Origin of the sequence: Ensifer sp. ENS11 (assembly GCF_014851895.1) — a bacterium.
Classification (GTDB): domain Bacteria; phylum Pseudomonadota; class Alphaproteobacteria; order Rhizobiales; family Rhizobiaceae; genus Ensifer; species Ensifer canadensis.
Genome location: NZ_JACVAN010000007.1, coordinates 95,465 through 113,334 on the forward strand (window position 1 = coordinate 95,465; position 17,870 = coordinate 113,334).

A 17,870-nucleotide genomic window follows, 5' to 3' on the forward strand; every position below is an offset into this window, starting at 1 on the left:
GAAAGGAAAGGAAAAGACATGACGGAGACGATCAAGGACAAGGTCAGGGCCTTTGTCATCGAGAACTTCTTGTTCGGCGACACGTCCTACGACCTTGCCGACACGGCATCGCTGATCGAGAACGATATCATTGACTCCACCGGCGTGCTGGAGCTGGTCGCATTCATCGAGGATCACTACGGCATCGCCATGGCGGACGCCGATATCGTACCGGCGAACCTGGATTCGCTCGCGCGCATCTCGGCTTTCATCGAAGCCAAATCTGGCGCGACGGTAGCGGCGTAAGCGACAACGGGTGAGGTCCACGCAGATGCGGTTCGAGCAATTCCTTATCGACAACGCCGCGGCGCATGCGGCGAAAACAGCATTGATCACCGACCGCAAGCGGCTGCGGTATGACGAGTTCGATCGGCTTTCGAGCCAACTGGCGGCCTCGCTTTCCAGGAACGGTGTCAAGCGCAATGACCGCGTGCTGGTGTTCATGGACAATTGCTGGGAAGCCGCTGTTTCGATCTTTGCCGTGCTGAAGGCAGGCGCGACCTTCAGTCCGATCAATTCGTCGACCAAGGCAGACAAGCTGGCCTACATCATCGGCGATTGCGAGGCAGCCGCCATCCTCACACAGGCAAAACTGATGCCGGTCGTGGGCGATGCCCGTGCGCTTGCCGGCGATGCGATGCTGTTCGTTGCTTCCACGGCGGCGCCCAACGGCCAGGTGCCTGCGGGTGCCACCGCATTCGACACATGCCTGGAAGGCGAGCCGCAGCCGGTTGTCCACGGCGGGATCGATGTTGACCTGGCGATGCTGATCTATACCTCCGGCTCCACTGGGCGCCCGAAGGGCGTGATGATGACACATCGCAATATCGATGCGGCGTCCGGATCGATCACCACCTATCTGCGCAACCAGCACGACGACATCATCCTCAACGTCCTGCCGCTCGCCTTCGACTACGGCCTCTATCAGCTGCTGATGGCGGTCCGGCTCGGAGCGACGCTGGTTCTCGAAAAGTCCTTCGCGTTTCCGCATGCGATCTTCGAGCGCATTCGCGAGGAGGGTGTCACCGGATTTCCGCTCGTGCCGACGATGGCGGCGATGATCTTGCAGATGCGCGATCTGGAGCCGGGTTTTCTACCCAGCCTTCGCTATCTTTCCAACACTGCCGCGGCGCTGCCGCCGGCACATATTGCCCGGCTAAGAGAACTCTTTCCCGGCGCGCGGCTCTACTCGATGTACGGGCTGACGGAATGCAAGCGCTGCACTTATCTGCCGCCCGAAGAACTTGATCGTCGGCCGGGCTCCGTCGGCATCGCCATCCCCAACACCGAGGCCTTTGTGGTCGACGATGAGGGTAAGCGCGTTCCGCCGGGCGTGCCCGGCGAACTCGTCATCCGTGGCCCGCACGTCATGCAGGGCTATTGGCGCAACGATGCCTCGACCGAACGCATGCTTCGGCCGGGACCGCACCCTTGGGAGAAGGTGCTCTACACCGGCGATCTGTTTCAGGCCGATGCGGAGGGCTTCCTCTATTTCGTCGGGCGCAAGGACGATATCATCAAGACCCGCGGCGAGAAAGTTGCGCCGAAGGAAGTCGAGACGGTCCTGCATTCCCATCCAGGCATTGCGGAAGCCGTCGTGCTTGGTGTGCCCGACCCGGTTCTCGGCCACGCGATCGCGGCACTTGTCGTGCGCTCGGACCAGACGCTCAGCGACAAGGACATCATCCGTCATTGCTCGCGCCATCTGGAGGACTTCATGGTCCCGAAGGTTGTCGAATTTCGCATCGAGTTGCCGAAGACGGACACGGGTAAGGTTAGCCGCCGACTTGCGGCCGAGACGATGGAGCCTGCAGAATGAACATTCGCCCGACCCAGGACACGGCTGCGTTTTCGGCCGAAACGCTTGATATCGACCATGCGGCTGAAACCGACCGCATCGTGGCAGGGCTGCGTGAGCAGCTGCGTGGAATGAAGAAGCGCGGCCTCGTGCTAGGTCTTTCCGGCGGCATCGATTCCAGCGTGTCTGTCGCCCTGGCTGTGCGAGCTGTGGGTGCGAAGAACGTCTTTTGTCTGTTCATGCCCGAGAACGACAGCGACCCGGAAAGCCTGAGGCTCGGCCGTCTGGTCGCCGAAACCTTTGGCGTCGATGCCGTGGTTGAGGATATCGGGCCGATCTTGCAGGCAATGGGCTGCTACGAGCGTCGCGACGCCTTCATCCGCCAACTTGTTCCTGCCTACGGCGAAGGCTGGGCATCGAAGATCGTGATCGCCAACGCGCTCGAAGGTGAGGGCTACAACATCTCGTCGCTGGTGGTCCAGGATCCACAGGGCAAACAGACCAAGCTGCGCATGCCGCCGCCTGTCTATCTCGGTATCGTTGCCGCCACCAACATGAAGCAGCGCACGCGCAAGCAGATCGAATATTACCATGCCGACCGGCTGAATTTCGCCGTCCTCGGCACGCCGAACCGGCTGGAATACGACCAAGGCTTCTTCGTGAAGAACGGCGATGGCGCCGCCGACGTCAAGCCGATAGCGCATCTCTACAAATCGCAGGTCTACGCGTTGGCGGCCTCTCTCGGCATTCCCGAGGAAATCCGCCGCCGCCCGCCGACGACGGATACCTATTCGTTGGAGCAGACGCAGGAAGAGTTCTATTTCTCGCTGCCCTACGACCGCATGGATCTATGCCTTTATGGCCTCAACAACGGACTGGCGATCGAGGCGGTTGCGCAGGCTGCGGGCTTGACGGCAACGCAGGTCGATCGCGTCTGGGCGGATATTGCCGCCAAACGCAAGGCGACGCGCTACCTTCATCTCGGGCCGCGACTCGTCCAGACCGTTGAGGAGATTGCTGACTGATTGGCATAGGGTGCGATGGCCAATCCGGCCGCATCGGTCAGTCGAAGCGGCCGCCCATAAGTCGGCTCCAATGTTCGCCGGCCAACCCGTTTATAAATCCTTGCGAATGGCGGAACGCCTGAACGAGTTCGTCGTCGCGCGAGTGGATCACGGTTGACGCCATGTGCACAAAGGCGATGCGACGACCGAGCATGGCCTCAAGGAGAGCTGGCTGCGTCCGACCACGCAGACCCGCGACACCGCGCGCGGCTGCGTGGTCGATCAAACAATCGATGACGGGGCCGGCCTGTCCGGGAAGGGCGAGGATCTGCAGCACGCGGCCGATATCGCCGGAGCGAGCGTGATAGGCAAAGGCGCCGACGACGGTTCCGGTGCGCGCGGTGACGGATGCGAAGATTGCGCTACCCTGATCAGGTTTTTGCACCGCGTCTGCGAGGATGTTGTTGAGCTGCCCTTCCGCCCAATCCGGGCGCAAAGGGAATTGGGCAGTGAGCGGACCGACGAGATCGGCGAAACCGCTTCTGTCGATTTCACCAACGCGAAAATTTGCCTGTCCCGTTCCGCTTTCGGGGACGGCCGACCAGCGCCGCTCCCCGCGACCCATCCTGTTGCGATAGAAACGATCAAACGCATGCGCGAGCGGATTGACCAGCCGAGCGAGCTTGATCCGGTGCTCGGCGACGCTGAGCGTGAATGCCGATGGCCGGATGACACGCACCCAATCAAGACTGTATTGCGGCAGTACGATACCGCGCAGTTTCGTCCACATCTGAGTCGATACTTCGCTTGCGGTCTCGCTGAACGACAGATCCTGTGGACCCGCGAGGAAGGCCTTCAGCAACCGTGCACCCGCCATCGGATCGCTTTCACGATCCTCGGCCATAAGGGAGCCGCATATGGCGGCTCGCAACGGCCGACCGTTAAACGTCATCGGCAGCGCGTTAACGCCAACGAAACCGGAGATGCGGCCGTCGCCGTTGACGTGGACGAGGGGCCGAATCTCGCGATCGCAGCCAGGTGCGTCCAGGTAGAGCTGCCGCATATAGTCGACGAGCGCAGCTGGCGGCTCCGTCTGATCCTTGCAGAAAACCCTCTGGAACATTCCAGCGATCGCAGGAATGTCTGCGGGTTCAAGCGGCCGGATGTTACTCATCGTTCCTCGTCCCCGGCACCCGCCGCAACGGATGCTTGAGCAACAAGTTTCCTGACGATGGCGACGCGTGGCCGGCCTTCCACATCGGTGGCGAAGGTGACGGCCTCATAGGCCTTGGTGCGGGCGAGAAGGGCGGATGCCTGTCGATCCTGGCCAGCGCCGAACTCGAAGAGCAGCCAGCCGCCCGGTTTCAGGAAAGCCACAGCATCGCGGATGAGGCGCTGATGGATCGAGATGCCGTATGGGCCGCCATCGAAAGCTTCCCGCGGTTCGGCTTCAAGCAGGTGGGCGCTGTCACCTTCGAGCCGAGATGTCGAAATATAGGGCGGGTTGCAGACGATCATATCGACCGAGCCCTCGAGATTGTCGTCGGCCAGCGCACCAAACAGATCGCCCTGTCGTATGGTGACGCGATCGGCGACGTTCAGGCGAGTGACGTTTCTGCGGGCCAGCGCAACGGTGCTATCGGTCAAGTCCGCACCCCAGACGCGGGCGGAAACGACATCGGCCGCAAGCCCGAGCGCCAGGTTTCCGGAGCCGCAGCACATGTCGATGACGGTTGCGCCGGATGGCCGGTCATGCAGGATCCTTGAAGCCGTGCGTCCGAGCAGCTCCGTTTCTTCTCGTGGCACCAAGACATCGGGTGCCAGTTCGAGTTCGACGTCCATGAAACGGTGCAGACGCGGCGCCTCGCCGCTTGCCTGATCATCCTGAAGGGGATTGTTGTTTTGCGGCACGGCCTCTCCTTCATGCGTCGATCGATGGCTGCACGATCCACACTACTGCAATCAGGTAAACGGAAGCTAAAATGCAATTGATGCGGGAGTGTTAACCGCGCAATCATTTCTAAGTGCTATTCTTTGCGATGATCGGAAGCGTGTGCTCGGCTGTTGCGGCAACGCCCATCCGGCATCGGACGCACATTTCGTCGGATTGTTGTCAAAGGCAGATCGGGATGGCATCGGAAGGTCTCAGAGAACCGGGCGCGCACAGACCGTTCCTGTCGATGATCATGTCCTATGCCGCCTCGGGCGGCAGCCTCATCATTGGATCCGCTGCCCAGCTTCTGACGTTCGCGATCCTCGCACGTTGGCTCGGCGTTCATGAGTTCAGTGTCTTCGTGGCGATCACGGCGGTTGCCAATATTGCCGTGCATCTCTGCGGGCTGGGGGCGATGGAGTGCCTCGTGCGCCGCGTCGCACGCGATCGGAGCATGTACTCTCGCATGCTCGGTCACAACGTCATCTTGACCGCCATCAGCGGCATCGTTCTGGTTTTGCTTGGCGCGATTGCGCTGCCGTTCTTCTTCACGCTGTCAGCTGACCCGGCTACCAACATTGCCGTGATTACGCTGATGCTGATCACCAACATCATCTTCGTTCGCGTCATCGTGCTGACGGAGCAGATCTTTCTCGCTCACTCGAATTTCGCATCTGCCAACAAGGTTGTCGTCGGCTTCGCCATCGCCCGCACCATCGCCGCGGCGCTCGCCTGTATCGTCTTTGGCGTGGCGACCGTTGCCTCCTGGGCGGTCTGGCAGTTCGTATGCCATGTGCTTGTCGCCATCGGTTGCTGGTATGCCGTAAAGGGCCTTGGCCGGCCCGTCTATGGGATCGTGCGCGAAGAGCTGCCGCAGGGGCTCTACTTCAGCATCCCCTTCATTCTGCGCGCGGTGCGCCAGAATGCCGACCTGCTCGTCCTGAGCCTCGTTGCCTCCGCAGAAGTGATGTCGAGCTATAGCGTCGCGCGGCGCATGCTGGAGAGCAGCTATCTCTCGGTCGAGGCGCTGAACCGGTTGATTTATCCCGGTTCGGCCAAGGCAACGGCCTCCGGCCTGCACCATGCCTTCGAGCGGGTACGCAAGGTGCTCGTTGCTGCCACTTCGATCAGTATTGCGGCGGCGATCGCGGTCTTCGTGCTTGCGCCGGTCCTGCCTTACCTCTTCGGCAAGGACTATGTCTCGTTGGTGTCCTTCGTTCGAATTCTCTGCTGGGTCGTCGTGCCGATTGCCATGTGGTCGGTCGCAATGGAAGCGCTCGGAGCATCCGGGCATCACCCTGCGCGTGCCTCTGTTATGGGTCTCGGCAGCGTCCTTGGCGCTGCGTTGACAGCGTGGGCGACTTGGTATGCGCCACCTGCGGGCACGTTCATCTCCTTCTATGTGATCGAGATCGCGATGGTCATCGTTTCCTGGAGTGTCTTCCTGCGCTTCGTCCGGCGCGACAGGGAGGGAGCGGTTGAGCACGTCGTCCCGGCGAGGATGGCGCATGAAGGCTGAGCTGAGGGAACTGGAAACTGCCACAGCCATCGGGCATCGCATGCAGCACCCGGGCCGCGTGAGACCGATGGAGCTGGGCGATATCCCTGCAGTTAGCTCGCTCTTCAGCAAGATTTTCCGCAAGCGCGACATTGAGCCAAGTGGTGACCTCCGGCAGTATCTTGAAGCGGTCTTCTTCGGCAGTCCGCTTTACTCTCCCGAGCATGGCAGTATCGTCTACGATGACGGCACCATCGCCAGCGCAATCCTGGCATTGCCGATGGAATTCTCGATCCACGGTCGCCATACCGTCGGCAAGCTTCTTTGCGCGTTCATGTCAGACGGCAAGGCGGGTGCCGTTGGTGCGGCATGTCTCGCTCGTACGATGCGCTCCGCGCGCCAGGACATGTGCTTCTCGGATAATTCGTCGCCGGTGAGTGCGGACCATTGGGTTGCCGGGGGCGGGGTCGTGCTTCCGATACAAAGCCTGGAGTGGCAGCGATCGTTTCGACCGGCTACCAGCAGCGCCATTCGTGCCAGCCGTCAATTTCCGGCATTGGGTTCGAAATTGGTGCTCGGTGTCCTTGGTGCATTCGACAGGGTGTTGCGCTGGCGAAGACCATCCGTCAAACCCACCCCGGCTTCAGGATGTATGACGAAGGTGATCGGGGCCGGCGAGTTTCTCGGTTGCGCCCGACCGATGATGGAACGGTTTTCGGTCAGGCCCGTTTGGTCAACCGAGGAGTTCGATTGGCTCGTCGCGATCGCCGGTAGGAACCAAGGCCTCGGTGAAGTGCATTTCCGACAAGTAACGGCGGATGGAAGAGCGATTGGCGTTTTCCTCTTTCTTGGCAGGGCGAACAGGACTGCGACGGTTCTGAATGTGCTTTGCCAACCGGGTCGGGAGTTTGAGGTGACGGCCGAGATGTTTGCCTGCCTCGACCGCGAAGGTTACGCCCAGGCCACAGGCGCCGCACAACCATTTCTGATGAACGCGATCTCGCGCCAACGCTGGCTGACGTTCCGCCACCGTGGCTATTTCTGCATGGTAACGCGCCATGGAGATCTCAAGGACGCGGCATTGCGCAACGACCTCTATATCGGCGGTCTGGCATCCGAAAGCTGGAGCCGGTTGCTGACGGACTTCTAAGCGTCAAGGTAAACGGCTGCCGGGCCGATTAACGGAATTTTCACCGTACAACTCTAATCCTTCATTGGAGATACGAGACGCGCAAGCCGGCGATTTTTGCGTCTTGAAGCGGGCGTGAGGGATGCGGATGTATAGGCCGAACGAGCCCCGACAACAAAGGTCGCCTCAGCCAGCGCACGGTCAACGTGCGATGGTCGGCGGCGGTTCGTTGCTCAACCTTCTGCCGACAGACGACGAGGACGCGCTCCCTCCTTTTGAAGAAAAGCAAGCGCCGCGAAGAGAGCCGGAAGTCCGGCGTTCCCAGGTGGTTGCGCGGGCACAGACCGAGACGCAGCCGACGCCGCATGTCGGTGGCCTGTTCTTCCCGCGGCTTCACCTCGTCAGCCAGATCGGGGTAGACGACGGTATTCGCTGGCTGCGCGACGGTATGCTCTGGATCATCGCCGCAGTGACGATTTGCACATTTGCGGCCCTTGTCTATGCAATGACTGCGTCGCCTCGATACACCGTCTACACGGATATCGTCGTCGACCCGTCCAATCTCAACGTTGTCAGCGACGATGTTTTTACAAGCAATCCGCAGCGTGACGCGCAGCTGTTGGAGGTGGAGAGCAAACTCCGGATCCTGACGTCACGCAATGTGCTGGCGCGGGTGATCGACGAATTGCAGCTCACGCGCGATCCCGAGTTCGTCAAGCCGGCATCCTTTGCATCGCTGCGCAACCTGTTTTCATCGAAGCAGGAACAAGAGGTCAACAACGAGCTTGCAGCCATGCGCGGGCTTTCGGAGCGCGTGGAGGCGCGGCGCGAGGAGCGTTCTTTCGTCGTCGTCATGAAGGTTTGGAGCGAGGAGCCGGCAAAGGCCGTGACCCTCTCGAACGCGATCGTCGATGCCTTCGAGCAGGAGCTGTTTCAGTCGGCGGCCGAAAGTGCAGGGCGTGTCGCCAAGAACCTCAACGCCCGGCTGGACGAATTGCGCCGCAACGTGACCGATGCCGAGCGGGCGGTGGAAGATTTCCGCAGGGTCAACGGCCTGCAGTCGACCAATGGTCAATTGGTCAGCAACCAGCTTTCCGGTGAACTCAACACCCAGGTCCTGGACGCACAGCAGCGCTTCATCCAGGCGGAGACACGCTACAACCAGATGAGTGCGGCAATCGCTCAAGGGAGAACCGCCAGCGCGTCGGAGTTCGAGTCCGAAAACATGACGAACCTGCGCGAGCAGTACAACTTGCTCCAGCAGCAGATTGCCTCGATGCAGCGCACGTTCGGCGAACGGCATCCCCGTCTGGTGTCGGCTCGATCCGAGCGCGCGACGATCGAGGGTGCGCTTGCCGACGAGGCCCGGCGCATTCTGGAGCGGGCCAAGGCGGACATGGATCGCGAGCAGCAGGCGCTTGAAGCCTTGCGCGGTAAGGCAAACGTCGAGAAGTCGAATGTCTTCACCGACAATGAGTCTCAGGTGCAACTGCGCGATCTGGAGCGCGATGCCCGTGCCAAAGCGGCGATTTACGAGACGCATCTTGCGCGCGCCCAGCAAATTACCGAACAGCAGCAGATCGATACGACCAATGTGCGGGTGATCTCGCGGGCGTTGCCGCCCAACGCACGCACGTGGCCGCCACGTACGGTGACCCTGCTGGTCGCCGGCGCTATGCTCGGCCTTTTCCTTGGTGTGTCGGCAGCGATCGCCCTCGGCCTGTGGAGATATATTCGCCGCCCGCAGCCGGCGACTGCCTGACGGGAGCGCGCCAATGACGAGCGCCGCCTACGCCGAAACCAATGCCGCCGAAACGCTGCGGCTGCGTGTCGGCACCGTCCTGTTCATGACGACGTTTCTGTTCTTCTGGATATCGATCACCCCGTTCGTCGACCTGACGGGAGCAGCAGTGCTTGATCCGTCGGCCGGTAATTCGAACCGATTGAACCAGATCGTTTCTCTTTTGTTGTTTACGGGCATGCTCGGTTACGGCCTATGCCATCCGATGCGAAATATCATCCTGCAGCCGCGGCCGCTGCTTGCAGTGCTGTTTACCTGGTTCCTTTTCGTATCGGTGATCTCAGCCCACCCAATGCTTGGGATCAAGGGCACCGTTCTTGCCATCATGGTCACGGTCAATGCCAGCATCTACCTGCTGTTGCCCGCCAGCGAACGGCATTTTGCCAAAATGCTGGGCATCGGTACGCTCATCATGCTCGGCGTTGCCTATTACGGCATCGCCTTTAAGCCGATGCTCTCTATTCATCAGGCGTCAGAACTGCGCGAGCCCATGAATGCGGGTCTATGGCGCGGCCATTTCCCGCACAAGAACAGTGCGGCCGCCGCGATGGTGATCGCGGCCTTCTTCGGGCTTTTCGTCATGAATAGCTGGTCGCGATTGGCCGGGATCGCCATCGTGCTGCTGTCGTTCAACTTCCTCATCCATACCGGCGGCAAGACCTCGACCGCGATGCTGCCGGCGATCCTGTTGCTTGCCTGGATATTCGAGAAGATCCGTCTCCTGCGCATCCCGATCGTCATCGGTGGCGTCGGGCTGTTCAATCTGTTTGCCGTCGGATCAGCCGTATTCATGCCGCTCAGCGAGTTCATCACCGAACTTGGCATCGACGCGACGTTCACCAACCGGGCGGATATCTGGCGCTTCGCGTTCACCGCGCTCGCCGAGCAGCCTATCACCGGCTACGGTTTCAAGGCATTCTGGCAAACGGAAGAGCTGGTCCACAGCGGCGGAGCGATCGAGACCTGGGCGGTGGCGGCTGCCAACGGCCACAATTCCTATCTCGACATCGCCTTGATGACGGGCTTTCCCGGGCTGCTGCTCACGGTGTTGTGGATCCTCATCCTGCCGCTGCGCAATATTGCCCGCATGGCGTCCGCCGAGCAGCATTCACATCTCACGCGGCTCTTTACGCGCGTCTGGCTCTATACGATCTTCAACGCCGGCCTTGAGAGCTTGTTCTACGAGGGCGGCAACCTGCTGTGGTTCACCTTCCTGTTTTCGCTCTACGGTCTGCATTTGCAGGCCCGCGCGGTCCTTGCCTTGCCGTCTCAATCTGCCGAAAAAAGGGGCGTGGCCTATGCCTGAGTTTTTGCAAAAGGTTGACGGCCTTGTCGACCGGCTGGCAAATCGTCTGATCTGGCGCCTTGCTCAGAAGAAGCTCGCCGTTGCGACCGACGTTCCGCTCGTCTCGTTCACCTTCGACGATGTGCCTGACAGCGCCTTGCACCAGGGTGCCGAAATCCTTGAACGGCACGGCGTCCGCGGCACATTCTACATTGCCGGGGGGCTCGAAGGGCGGGTTGAGCCGGATCGAACCTTGATCACCGCTGCGGGTTGTGAGGCTCTCTCCAAGCGCGAACACGAAGTCGGCTGCCACACCTTCAGCCACAGCAAGATAAGACGTCTCACCGGGGGGGCGCTTGCGCGCGACCTCGACCGAAATGCGGACTATCTGGCAGCCAGTGGCGTCGCTGAGCCGGCAAGGAACTTTGCGTTTCCCTACAACGCCGCCTGGCCGATGGCACGCAGGGAATTGGGGCGGCGCTACCGAACGTGCCGGGCCGCAGGGGAGGCGATCAACCGCGGTGCAGTCGATCCAATGATGTTGAAGGCGGTCGAGATCCGCCAGCCCGAGGCGCACGCTCTTGCGCTGACCCGCTGGATCGATGACCTCGTCGCGCAGCCGGGATGGCTGGTCTTTTTCACGCACGACATCGCGCCACGACCGACGCCTTATGGCTGCACGCCGGAGACGTTCGAGCATCTGGTCCGCTATGCGGTCGAGAAGGGATGCACCGTCCTGCCGGTCGACAAGGCACTCGATCGGCTTGGCGGATGAGGAGAACGATGTGCTCAACACGATAGCCGCCGGCAAGCGACTTCTCGCCATCAACAACTACTTCTATCGACGCGGCGGCGCCGAAGCGGTGTTCTTCGACCATATGAAGATGTTCGCCGATATTGGCTGGGATGTCGTGCCCTTTGCCATGGAGCACGAGGACAACGAGCGCTCTGAATGGTCCAAGTATTTCGTCTCCGAAATCGAATTTGGTCGGCAAACGAGCTTTCTGCGGAAAATAGAGCAGGCGGCAAGCGTGATCTATTCGCGCGAAGGCCAGCGCAACATCGCCAGGCTGATTGACCGCGCGCGTCCGTCGGTTGCCCATGCACACAACGTCTATCACCACCTGTCGCCGGCGATCTTTTCGACGTTGAAGGCAGCGGGCGTGCCGGTTGTCATGACGGCTCACGACCTCAAACTTGCCTGTCCTTCCTACAAGATGCTGCGCGACGGCAAGATCTGCGAGGACTGTCGCGGCGGACGGGTCTACAACGTCCTGCGTCACCGCTGCGTCAAGGGCTCGGCGATCTTGAGCGGTGTCGTGCTGGCAGAAACGGTGCTGCATCGTACGCTGGGCCTCTATCGCAACAAGGTCGACCGGATCGTCGTTCCGAGCCGGTTCTACGTGGAGAAGCTTGTCGAATGGGGCTGGCCGCGTGAGCAGATGGTGCACATTCCGAACTTCGTGGATGTGGACGATTACAGCAGCGCCTGGGACGAGGGCGACTATTTCGTTTTCGCAGGCCGGCTTGCACCCGAAAAGGGCATCGCCACGCTGATCAAGGCGGCGGCACTTTCGAAACAGCGGTTGGTCGTCGCCGGTACAGGCCCCGAAGAGGCATCGCTTCGTCGGCTCGCGAGCGAGCTTAATGCAGACGCGACGTTCACCGGATATCTCTCAGGCGAGAGCCTGCACAAATTGATCGGATCATCCAGGGCACTCGTACTGCCGTCGGAATGGTACGAAAATGCGCCCATCAGCTTGCTGGAAGCCTATGCTCTGGGACGGCCGGTGGTCGGTTCAGCCGTCGGAGGCATTCCGGAAATGATCCAGGTCGGGGAAACGGGCATGACGGCAACGTCGGGAGACGCTGATGATCTGGCAAGGGCGCTGGCCGACATGACGGCTCTTGGGCCGACAGCGCGCGCCCGCATGGGCGCTGCCGGCAGGGCGTGGATATCCAGAGATTTCTCCGCCAATGCTTATCGCGACAGAACGCTTGATCTCTACGCTGCGCTCGGGGCGACCTAGTTGGCAGATTTATCCTTGCGTCATTAACCAAGGCTTGCGAATATACTTACCGCGGCATTAAATATGTTCGTTTATTGATCGAACAATTAGATATTTAACGATTTAATTACGATCTTATTAAGTATTGTTAACGTAAATGGCCTTGGGTGCGCAATCTTTGAGGCCACGCCATGGGCAGGAAGTTACGAGTCTCGCAAGTTGATCGTCGGCAACAGCCGTCGGTTTCCACTGAGATTGTACAATCTGGAATATTGGAAGGCGTCGACGGGAAGGGCGGTACTGCCCAGCGTGGAGTCCACCTCGTGCACAATCATCGCGAGCTGACAGGCAAAGATCGTCGGCTGAGCGCGCGAACCGGACGGCGGCGCGTGATGATGCTGGGCCTGCGCGGAATTCCGGATGTGCAGGGCGGCATCGAAAAGCATGTCGAGATCCTTGCCGGCAAGCTCACGAAGCACGGCTGGGACGTCGACGTGATCGGGCGGCGCCGATATCTTCCGGCATCTGTCCCCTTCAGCTGGAATGGCATTCGTGTCGTTCCTTTCTGGGCGCCGCGCCGGATGGCGCTGGAAGCCATCGTTCACACTTTCATGGGTGTTTGCTACGCGGGCTGGCAGCGTCCCGACGTGCTGCATATCCATGCGATCGGGCCAGCACTGTTCGTCCCGCTTGCGAGAATGCTCGGCCTGAAGGTGGTCGTGACCCATCATGGCTATGACTACGACCGGCAAAAATGGGGTGCTCTTGCCAAGGGTACGCTGAAGCTCGGTGAACGCCTGGGCATGCGCTTTGCAAGCGGGCGGATCGCCATTTCGAAGGATATCGCTGAGACCATGGGCGCGCGGCACAATGTGTCCATGGCCCTTGTGCCCAACGGGGTGTCGGTCACGCCGTCCAGGGGTGAGACCGGCATTCTTGCCGAGTTCGGCCTTGCGCCACGGCGGTACATTCTGCTTGCCGCACGGATCGTGCCTGAGAAGCGCCAGCTCGATCTGATCCGCGCCTATGCCAAATGTTCCAGTCCGGAGTTCCGGTTGGTTCTGGCCGGCGGTGCGGAGTTCGAGACGTCCTACACCGAGGAGGTGAGAAGGCTGGCAGGTGATATCGCAGGTGTCGTTCTAACGGGCTTTCAGTCCGGTGACCGGCTTGCGGAGCTTTTCGGCAATGCGGCCCTGTTCGTTCTGCCTTCCAGCCACGAGGGCATGCCGATCGCGCTGTTGGAGGCCATGGCCTACGGCTTGCCGGTTCTTGCGAGCGATATCGTTGCCAATGTCGAGCTTGGCCTTGCACGCGACGAATATTTCCCGCTCGGCGATGTCGAGGCGCTGGCATCGGCCATGACGGCGAAGCTTGCCAATCCGCCCAGTGAAAGCGAGATGCGCGCCCGTGCGGCGCACGCCGAAGCCGCCTATAGCTGGACAAGCGTGGCGGAAAAGACCGTCGCGGTGTATAGCGCGTTGGTGGCAAAGTAGATCGCGCGCGATCGCACGCGACATCCCTGTTGCCGTCGGGCTGATTTTTGCCGTGTTGTGTGCGGTGCGGAGAGACAAGAACAGTATGAATATCAAACGCGCCGCTGGCCTATTTGGCTGGCTCATATTCGCCGTGATCGCCTATTCGACCCTATCACCACTCGATCTGCGCCCGCGTATGGGCACGTTCGTGCATGTCGAGCGGTTCGGCGCGTTCGGGCTGATGGGGCTGCTCTTTGCAATTGCCTATCCCCGGCGGCTCCTGCTTGTCCTCGGGCTCGTTTTGGCCACCGCCATCGGGTTCGAATTGCTGCAGGTGGTGTCGGCAGACCGTCACGCCCGGATCGGGGACCTCGCCATCAAATTGCTTGGCGGTGCATGCGGCGTGGCTTCGGGTTGGGTCCTTATCCGCAATCGGTCGCGTCTGCTGCAATTGCTGGTGCAAATAAACCAAAACTCAAAGTATCGCGGGTAGAACTGGCTGCGCCGGGACGCTTGGCTACTGCATAATTCCTTAAATCGGAATCGATTTAAGGAGAAAATTATGCAGCAGGATTCAAGCGTTACAGCGTCCTTCGCGCGTCATATTTGACGCGCGGCGCTGTAGACGCCCCGGTGATTTTGGAGGCGCGCTTGTCAGTATCCGTCATCATCAAGACGCTGAACGAAGAGAAGCGAATAGCGGCCACGATTGAAAGTGCGCTTGCTGCCCTCGGAGCGACAGGTGGCGAAGTCATCGTCGCCGACAGCGGCTCATCCGACCGAACGGTCGAGATTGCCGCGCAATATCCCGTCGTCATCGCCCAGATCAGCCCGCCGGCGCGGCCAAGCTGCGGCATTGGCCCGCAGCTTGGCTTTCAATACTCCAAAGGCGACCATCTCTGTCTGCTTGACGGAGACATGTTGCTCGACCGTGATTTTCTCGCCGTCGCCGTGGCGTTTCTCGCCGACAATCCTGAGGTTGCCGGCGTTACCGGCCATGTCCAGGAGATGCTGACGTCCAATCTCGAGTTCTCGCGTCGCGTCAATCGCAACTCGCCGGAAAACCGGATCGGATCGATCGACCGGATGAACGGCGGTGGGCTCTACCGGCGCGATGCGATCGAAGCGGTCGGTTACCTCTCCGATCGCAACCTGCATGGATACGAAGAATTCGATCTCGGCATCCGGCTGCGAAGCGCTGGATGGGGGTTGCATCGCCTTGACCGGCGTTTCGTCCAGCACTTCGGACATACTGTCAATTCCTATCGCCTGCTGGTTCGACGCTGGAAAAGCAAATATCTCTTCGGTATCGGCGAACTTCTGCGCGCGTCGCTCGGTCGGCCGTATTTCTTCCAGCTGCTGCGTGAGCTGCCCGAGCTGAAGCTCTGGTGTCTCGTCTATCTGTGGTGGGCGCTCTCGCTCTGTGTGCTTTTGTTCTCGCCGAGCCTGGCTGTCGGCCTGGGCATCGTCTTCGCTGTCCTCGCCGCAGTCATCGTGTTGATGAGCATTCGCAAAGGCAGCTTGAACATGGGGCTGTACACGGTCGTCGCCTGGTTCTTCCACGCCGCTGCACTGCCTGTCGGTTTTTTCGGGCGGCGGCGAAGACCGGAGGTTCCGATCGAGAGCAAGTTGCTTGGAGCGGTAGCTTGATGCGCCAGAGATGTCTGGCTACGGTGCTGGCGCTTGCGGTGATGTGCGTGCCTGCGCGCGCCGCGGATCAATGGGTTCCGGTGAAGGAGATCTCCCTCGAATTGCGACCAGGCAGCCCGCTCGACTTCTCGTCCATCCTGCCCAACGGCCGGATCGATGGCGGTCATAGACTGGTTGTCGGCAAGGAGGGACGTCTCGCCTATGCGAAAGCGCCGGATACGCCGGTCAGGATGTTGTGCGCCTCGCTTGCCTGGAGCCCTGCGTCCGGCGGCTTCCCCGATCATGAAGGCGCGGACCGTTATGCGCGCCAGCTGGCGATGCATGGCTACAACATCGCGCGCCTGCATTTCGTCGACGCAAGTCTGATGTTCGGGCGTGATCGGGATCTCGATTTCGACCCGGAAACGCTCGATCGGATCCAGTATCTGCTTGCGGCCCTGAAGCGCAACGGCATCCACTGGATTATCGACGGCCTGTCGTCGCCGCGTGGCGCCTATGGCGGTTTCGATGACCGCTGGGACACGGCCGGCGATGTAAAACTCATGCTACATCTGGACGATCGGACCTTTGAGCATTGGAGGCGGTTGCAGCAGGCGGTCCTCGGGCGCGTGAACCCTTACACAGGCGAAGCTCCGATCCGCGACGAGGCCCTGGCCCTGGTCATTCTGGCCAATGAGAATGGCCTGGAGTTTGAGGCGATGGTTCATGATCGGCCCGGCCGGGCTCCCTATGACGACCGGTTGGCTCAGCCGTTCAATCTCTGGCTGAAGAAGCGTTACGGCACGACGGCGAGCCTGGCGAAGGTCTGGGGCGTGCTTGATTCCGGGGAAGTGCTTGAAACCGGCGGGATCAGGTTGCCTCGGGACCGCTATAACGACAGCCCGCGTCTGCGCGATCTTCAGGCATTCTTTGTCGAAACCGAGCGTGCCTCCACCGCACGCATGAGCAAGGTTCTGCGCGACCTTGGCTACACGGGCCTGATCACCAACTACAACAACTGGCCGTCGAGCCAGATGGCCCTCAGCAGGCGCGACCTCCAAGTCATCACGGCGAACACCTACCACGATTGGGTCGGCGGCTACACGCCGGGCAGCGAACTCCTTCAAACCAGCTCAATTGCCGATAGCGTCAACTACATCAGGATGATCGCTGCATCGCGCTGGCTCGGAAAACCGTTTGTCGTCAGCGAATACGACCACCTGTTCTGGAACCGCTACCGCTACGAGGGTGGTCTTGCCATGCCGGCCTATGCCGCCCTTCAGGGCTGGGACGCCCTTTGCCGCCACGGCCATGGACCGATCGCGCTCGCCTATGGTGAGCCGTTTCCGCATAAGCAAGCGATGCTGCCCTACGCGATCGCCCTCGATCCGGTTGCGCGCGCGGGCGAAACCCTGGCCGCCTTGCTCTATCGGCGCGGCGATGTCGCGACCTCGGATGTGACGATCCCATTTTCCGTGCGCGGCGAGGAGGATCTGACGGACGACATGCAGGCGCGCGAGCCGGAGTCTCTGACCGATCTTGCCCTGGTCGGTCGTATCGGTCTGGAACGCGCCGAGCGATTGGGTGATGCGATCGCGGTTACCCAGCCGCGGCGGGAAAGCAGCGACAATGTGCTGGCGCTGCTGCGTGCGAGCAGTAGGTTGAAGCCGGACAACGCAACGACCGTCGATGCCGGCATCTATCAAAGCAGCACCGGTGAAATCGTTCTCGATCGTTTCGCCAGGCAGCTGCGCGTAGCGACGCCGGCGACGGAAGCGATGGCGTTTGCGTCCCTGCGCGAACCGGTCGACCTCGGTGTGCTGCGGGTGGAGCGCGCCGACGGCAACGGTCTTGTCGCTCTCTCGGCGCTCGATCCTCCGGCAACCCTGTCCGACAGCCGGCGTTTCCTGTTGATCTTTGCAACCGACGCCCAGAACACGGACATGACGTTCCGTGACAGTGAAGAGAAGGTCATCGAGAGTTTTGGCCGGTTGCCGGTGTTGATCCAGCAGGGGACTGTCGATCTCTCCCTGTCGAAGACGGCGGCCAAGTGGCGCATTTCACCGGTGGGTCTTGACGGAACAGTTCACCCACCGGTCGTCGATGGCGCCGGTGCGGTTAAATTTCGCCTGAGCAACGACGGCCCGTCCGGCCCGACGACCTACTTCCTGCTGGAGTTGCGATAAGCGACGTTCGGCGAACAAGTCGGCCGTCAGGATCAATGATTGGCCACGATCTTCGGCTATCGTCATTCCTCCAAACCGTAGGAG

15 protein-coding genes are annotated in these 17,870 nt (G+C 60.8%); 13 read left to right on the plus strand and 2 right to left on the minus strand.

Annotated features, from left to right (window positions below):
- The first annotated feature begins 18 nt into the window (after positions 1–18).
- The 3 genes from IB264_RS15745 to nadE are packed head-to-tail and all read left to right on the plus strand — an operon-like array spanning position 19 to position 2,862.
- Positions 19–285 (plus strand): acyl carrier protein, encoded by a 267-nt coding sequence (locus IB264_RS15745; protein WP_025428542.1) that lies wholly within the window; start codon positions 19–21, stop codon positions 283–285.
- Between the two features lie 25 nt (positions 286–310).
- Positions 311–1,858, plus strand: a complete 1,548-nt coding sequence (locus tag IB264_RS15750; protein ID WP_025428543.1) for a class I adenylate-forming enzyme family protein — start codon at positions 311–313, stop codon at positions 1,856–1,858.
- Positions 1,855–2,862: an NAD(+) synthase gene (nadE, locus tag IB264_RS15755; RefSeq protein ID WP_057211307.1), complete on the plus strand. Its 1,008-nt coding sequence runs from the start codon at positions 1,855–1,857 to the stop codon at positions 2,860–2,862. The genes IB264_RS15750 and nadE overlap by 4 nt, the downstream gene beginning before the upstream one ends.
- Positions 2,863–2,899: 37 nt before the next feature.
- Here the strand turns inward: nadE and IB264_RS15760 are convergent, their stop codons facing one another.
- Both IB264_RS15760 and IB264_RS15765 read right to left on the minus strand, forming a co-directional pair.
- A complete protein-coding gene (locus IB264_RS15760) occupies positions 2,900–4,015 on the minus strand; it encodes a hypothetical protein (protein ID WP_025428545.1) in 1,116 nt (371 codons plus the stop codon).
- Positions 4,012–4,683 (minus strand): HemK/PrmC family methyltransferase, encoded by a 672-nt coding sequence (locus IB264_RS15765; protein ID WP_081789000.1) that lies wholly within the window; start codon positions 4,681–4,683, stop codon positions 4,012–4,014. The genes IB264_RS15760 and IB264_RS15765 overlap by 4 nt, the downstream gene beginning before the upstream one ends.
- 287 nt (positions 4,684–4,970) lie before the next feature.
- On the opposite strand from IB264_RS15765, the gene IB264_RS15770 reads away from it, so the two are divergent.
- From IB264_RS15770 to IB264_RS15815, 10 genes are all read left to right on the plus strand, one after another.
- Positions 4,971–6,293: a lipopolysaccharide biosynthesis protein gene (locus IB264_RS15770; protein ID WP_057226718.1), complete on the plus strand. Its 1,323-nt coding sequence runs from the start codon at positions 4,971–4,973 to the stop codon at positions 6,291–6,293.
- Positions 6,283–7,422 carry a GNAT family N-acetyltransferase gene (locus IB264_RS15775; RefSeq protein ID WP_375154967.1) on the plus strand — a complete coding sequence of 380 codons (1,140 nt, stop codon included), beginning with the start codon at positions 6,283–6,285 and terminating at the stop codon, positions 7,420–7,422. The genes IB264_RS15770 and IB264_RS15775 overlap by 11 nt, the downstream gene beginning before the upstream one ends.
- A gap of 127 nt (positions 7,423–7,549) precedes the next feature.
- The gene (locus tag IB264_RS15780; protein WP_057211299.1) at positions 7,550–9,163 is read left to right on the plus strand and encodes a GumC family protein; all 1,614 of its coding nucleotides are present in this window, start codon (positions 7,550–7,552) and stop codon (positions 9,161–9,163) included.
- Between the two features lie 13 nt (positions 9,164–9,176).
- Positions 9,177–10,508, plus strand: a complete 1,332-nt coding sequence (locus IB264_RS15785) for an O-antigen ligase (protein ID WP_057226712.1) — start codon at positions 9,177–9,179, stop codon at positions 10,506–10,508.
- The gene (locus IB264_RS15790) at positions 10,501–11,262 is read left to right on the plus strand and encodes a polysaccharide deacetylase family protein (RefSeq protein WP_057226709.1); all 762 of its coding nucleotides are present in this window, start codon (positions 10,501–10,503) and stop codon (positions 11,260–11,262) included. The genes IB264_RS15785 and IB264_RS15790 overlap by 8 nt, the downstream gene beginning before the upstream one ends.
- 10 nt (positions 11,263–11,272) lie before the next feature.
- Complete coding sequence (locus IB264_RS15795) at positions 11,273–12,517, plus strand: glycosyltransferase family 4 protein (protein WP_244496179.1); 1,245 nt, start codon at positions 11,273–11,275, stop codon at positions 12,515–12,517.
- A 371-nt stretch (positions 12,518–12,888) separates the two neighbouring features.
- The gene (locus IB264_RS15800; RefSeq protein ID WP_225906306.1) at positions 12,889–13,989 is read left to right on the plus strand and encodes a glycosyltransferase family 4 protein; all 1,101 of its coding nucleotides are present in this window, start codon (positions 12,889–12,891) and stop codon (positions 13,987–13,989) included.
- A gap of 85 nt (positions 13,990–14,074) precedes the next feature.
- The gene (locus tag IB264_RS15805; protein WP_025428554.1) at positions 14,075–14,464 is read left to right on the plus strand and encodes a VanZ family protein; all 390 of its coding nucleotides are present in this window, start codon (positions 14,075–14,077) and stop codon (positions 14,462–14,464) included.
- A gap of 158 nt (positions 14,465–14,622) precedes the next feature.
- Positions 14,623–15,621, plus strand: coding sequence for a glycosyltransferase family 2 protein (locus IB264_RS15810; RefSeq protein WP_025428555.1), 999 nt, complete (start codon positions 14,623–14,625; stop codon positions 15,619–15,621).
- Positions 15,621–17,786, plus strand: coding sequence for a glycoside hydrolase (locus tag IB264_RS15815; RefSeq protein ID WP_192433747.1), 2,166 nt, complete (start codon positions 15,621–15,623; stop codon positions 17,784–17,786). Before IB264_RS15810 ends, IB264_RS15815 begins: the two co-directional genes overlap by 1 nt.
- Positions 17,787–17,870: the final 84 nt, after the last annotated feature.

Excerpts from the sequence above, each read along its gene's own strand:
- IB264_RS15745 (WP_025428542.1), top strand. The coding sequence starts at position 19 with ATGACGGAGACGATCAAGGACAAGGTCAGGGCCTTTGTCATCGAGAAC.
- IB264_RS15750 (WP_025428543.1), top strand. The coding sequence starts at position 311 with ATGCGGTTCGAGCAATTCCTTATCGACAACGCCGCGGCGCATGCGGCG.
- nadE (WP_057211307.1), top strand. The coding sequence starts at position 1,855 with ATGAACATTCGCCCGACCCAGGACACGGCTGCGTTTTCGGCCGAAACG.
- IB264_RS15760 (WP_025428545.1), bottom strand. The coding sequence starts at position 4,015 with ATGAGTAACATCCGGCCGCTTGAACCCGCAGACATTCCTGCGATCGCT.
- IB264_RS15765 (WP_081789000.1), bottom strand. The coding sequence starts at position 4,683 with ATGGACGTCGAACTCGAACTGGCACCCGATGTCTTGGTGCCACGAGAA.
- IB264_RS15770 (WP_057226718.1), top strand. The coding sequence starts at position 4,971 with ATGGCATCGGAAGGTCTCAGAGAACCGGGCGCGCACAGACCGTTCCTG.
- IB264_RS15775 (WP_375154967.1), top strand. The coding sequence starts at position 6,283 with ATGAAGGCTGAGCTGAGGGAACTGGAAACTGCCACAGCCATCGGGCAT.
- IB264_RS15780 (WP_057211299.1), top strand. The coding sequence starts at position 7,550 with ATGTATAGGCCGAACGAGCCCCGACAACAAAGGTCGCCTCAGCCAGCG.
- IB264_RS15785 (WP_057226712.1), top strand. The coding sequence starts at position 9,177 with ATGACGAGCGCCGCCTACGCCGAAACCAATGCCGCCGAAACGCTGCGG.
- IB264_RS15790 (WP_057226709.1), top strand. The coding sequence starts at position 10,501 with ATGCCTGAGTTTTTGCAAAAGGTTGACGGCCTTGTCGACCGGCTGGCA.
- IB264_RS15800 (WP_225906306.1), top strand. The coding sequence starts at position 12,889 with ATGATGCTGGGCCTGCGCGGAATTCCGGATGTGCAGGGCGGCATCGAA.
- IB264_RS15805 (WP_025428554.1), top strand. The coding sequence starts at position 14,075 with ATGAATATCAAACGCGCCGCTGGCCTATTTGGCTGGCTCATATTCGCC.
- IB264_RS15815 (WP_192433747.1), top strand. The coding sequence starts at position 15,621 with ATGCGCCAGAGATGTCTGGCTACGGTGCTGGCGCTTGCGGTGATGTGC.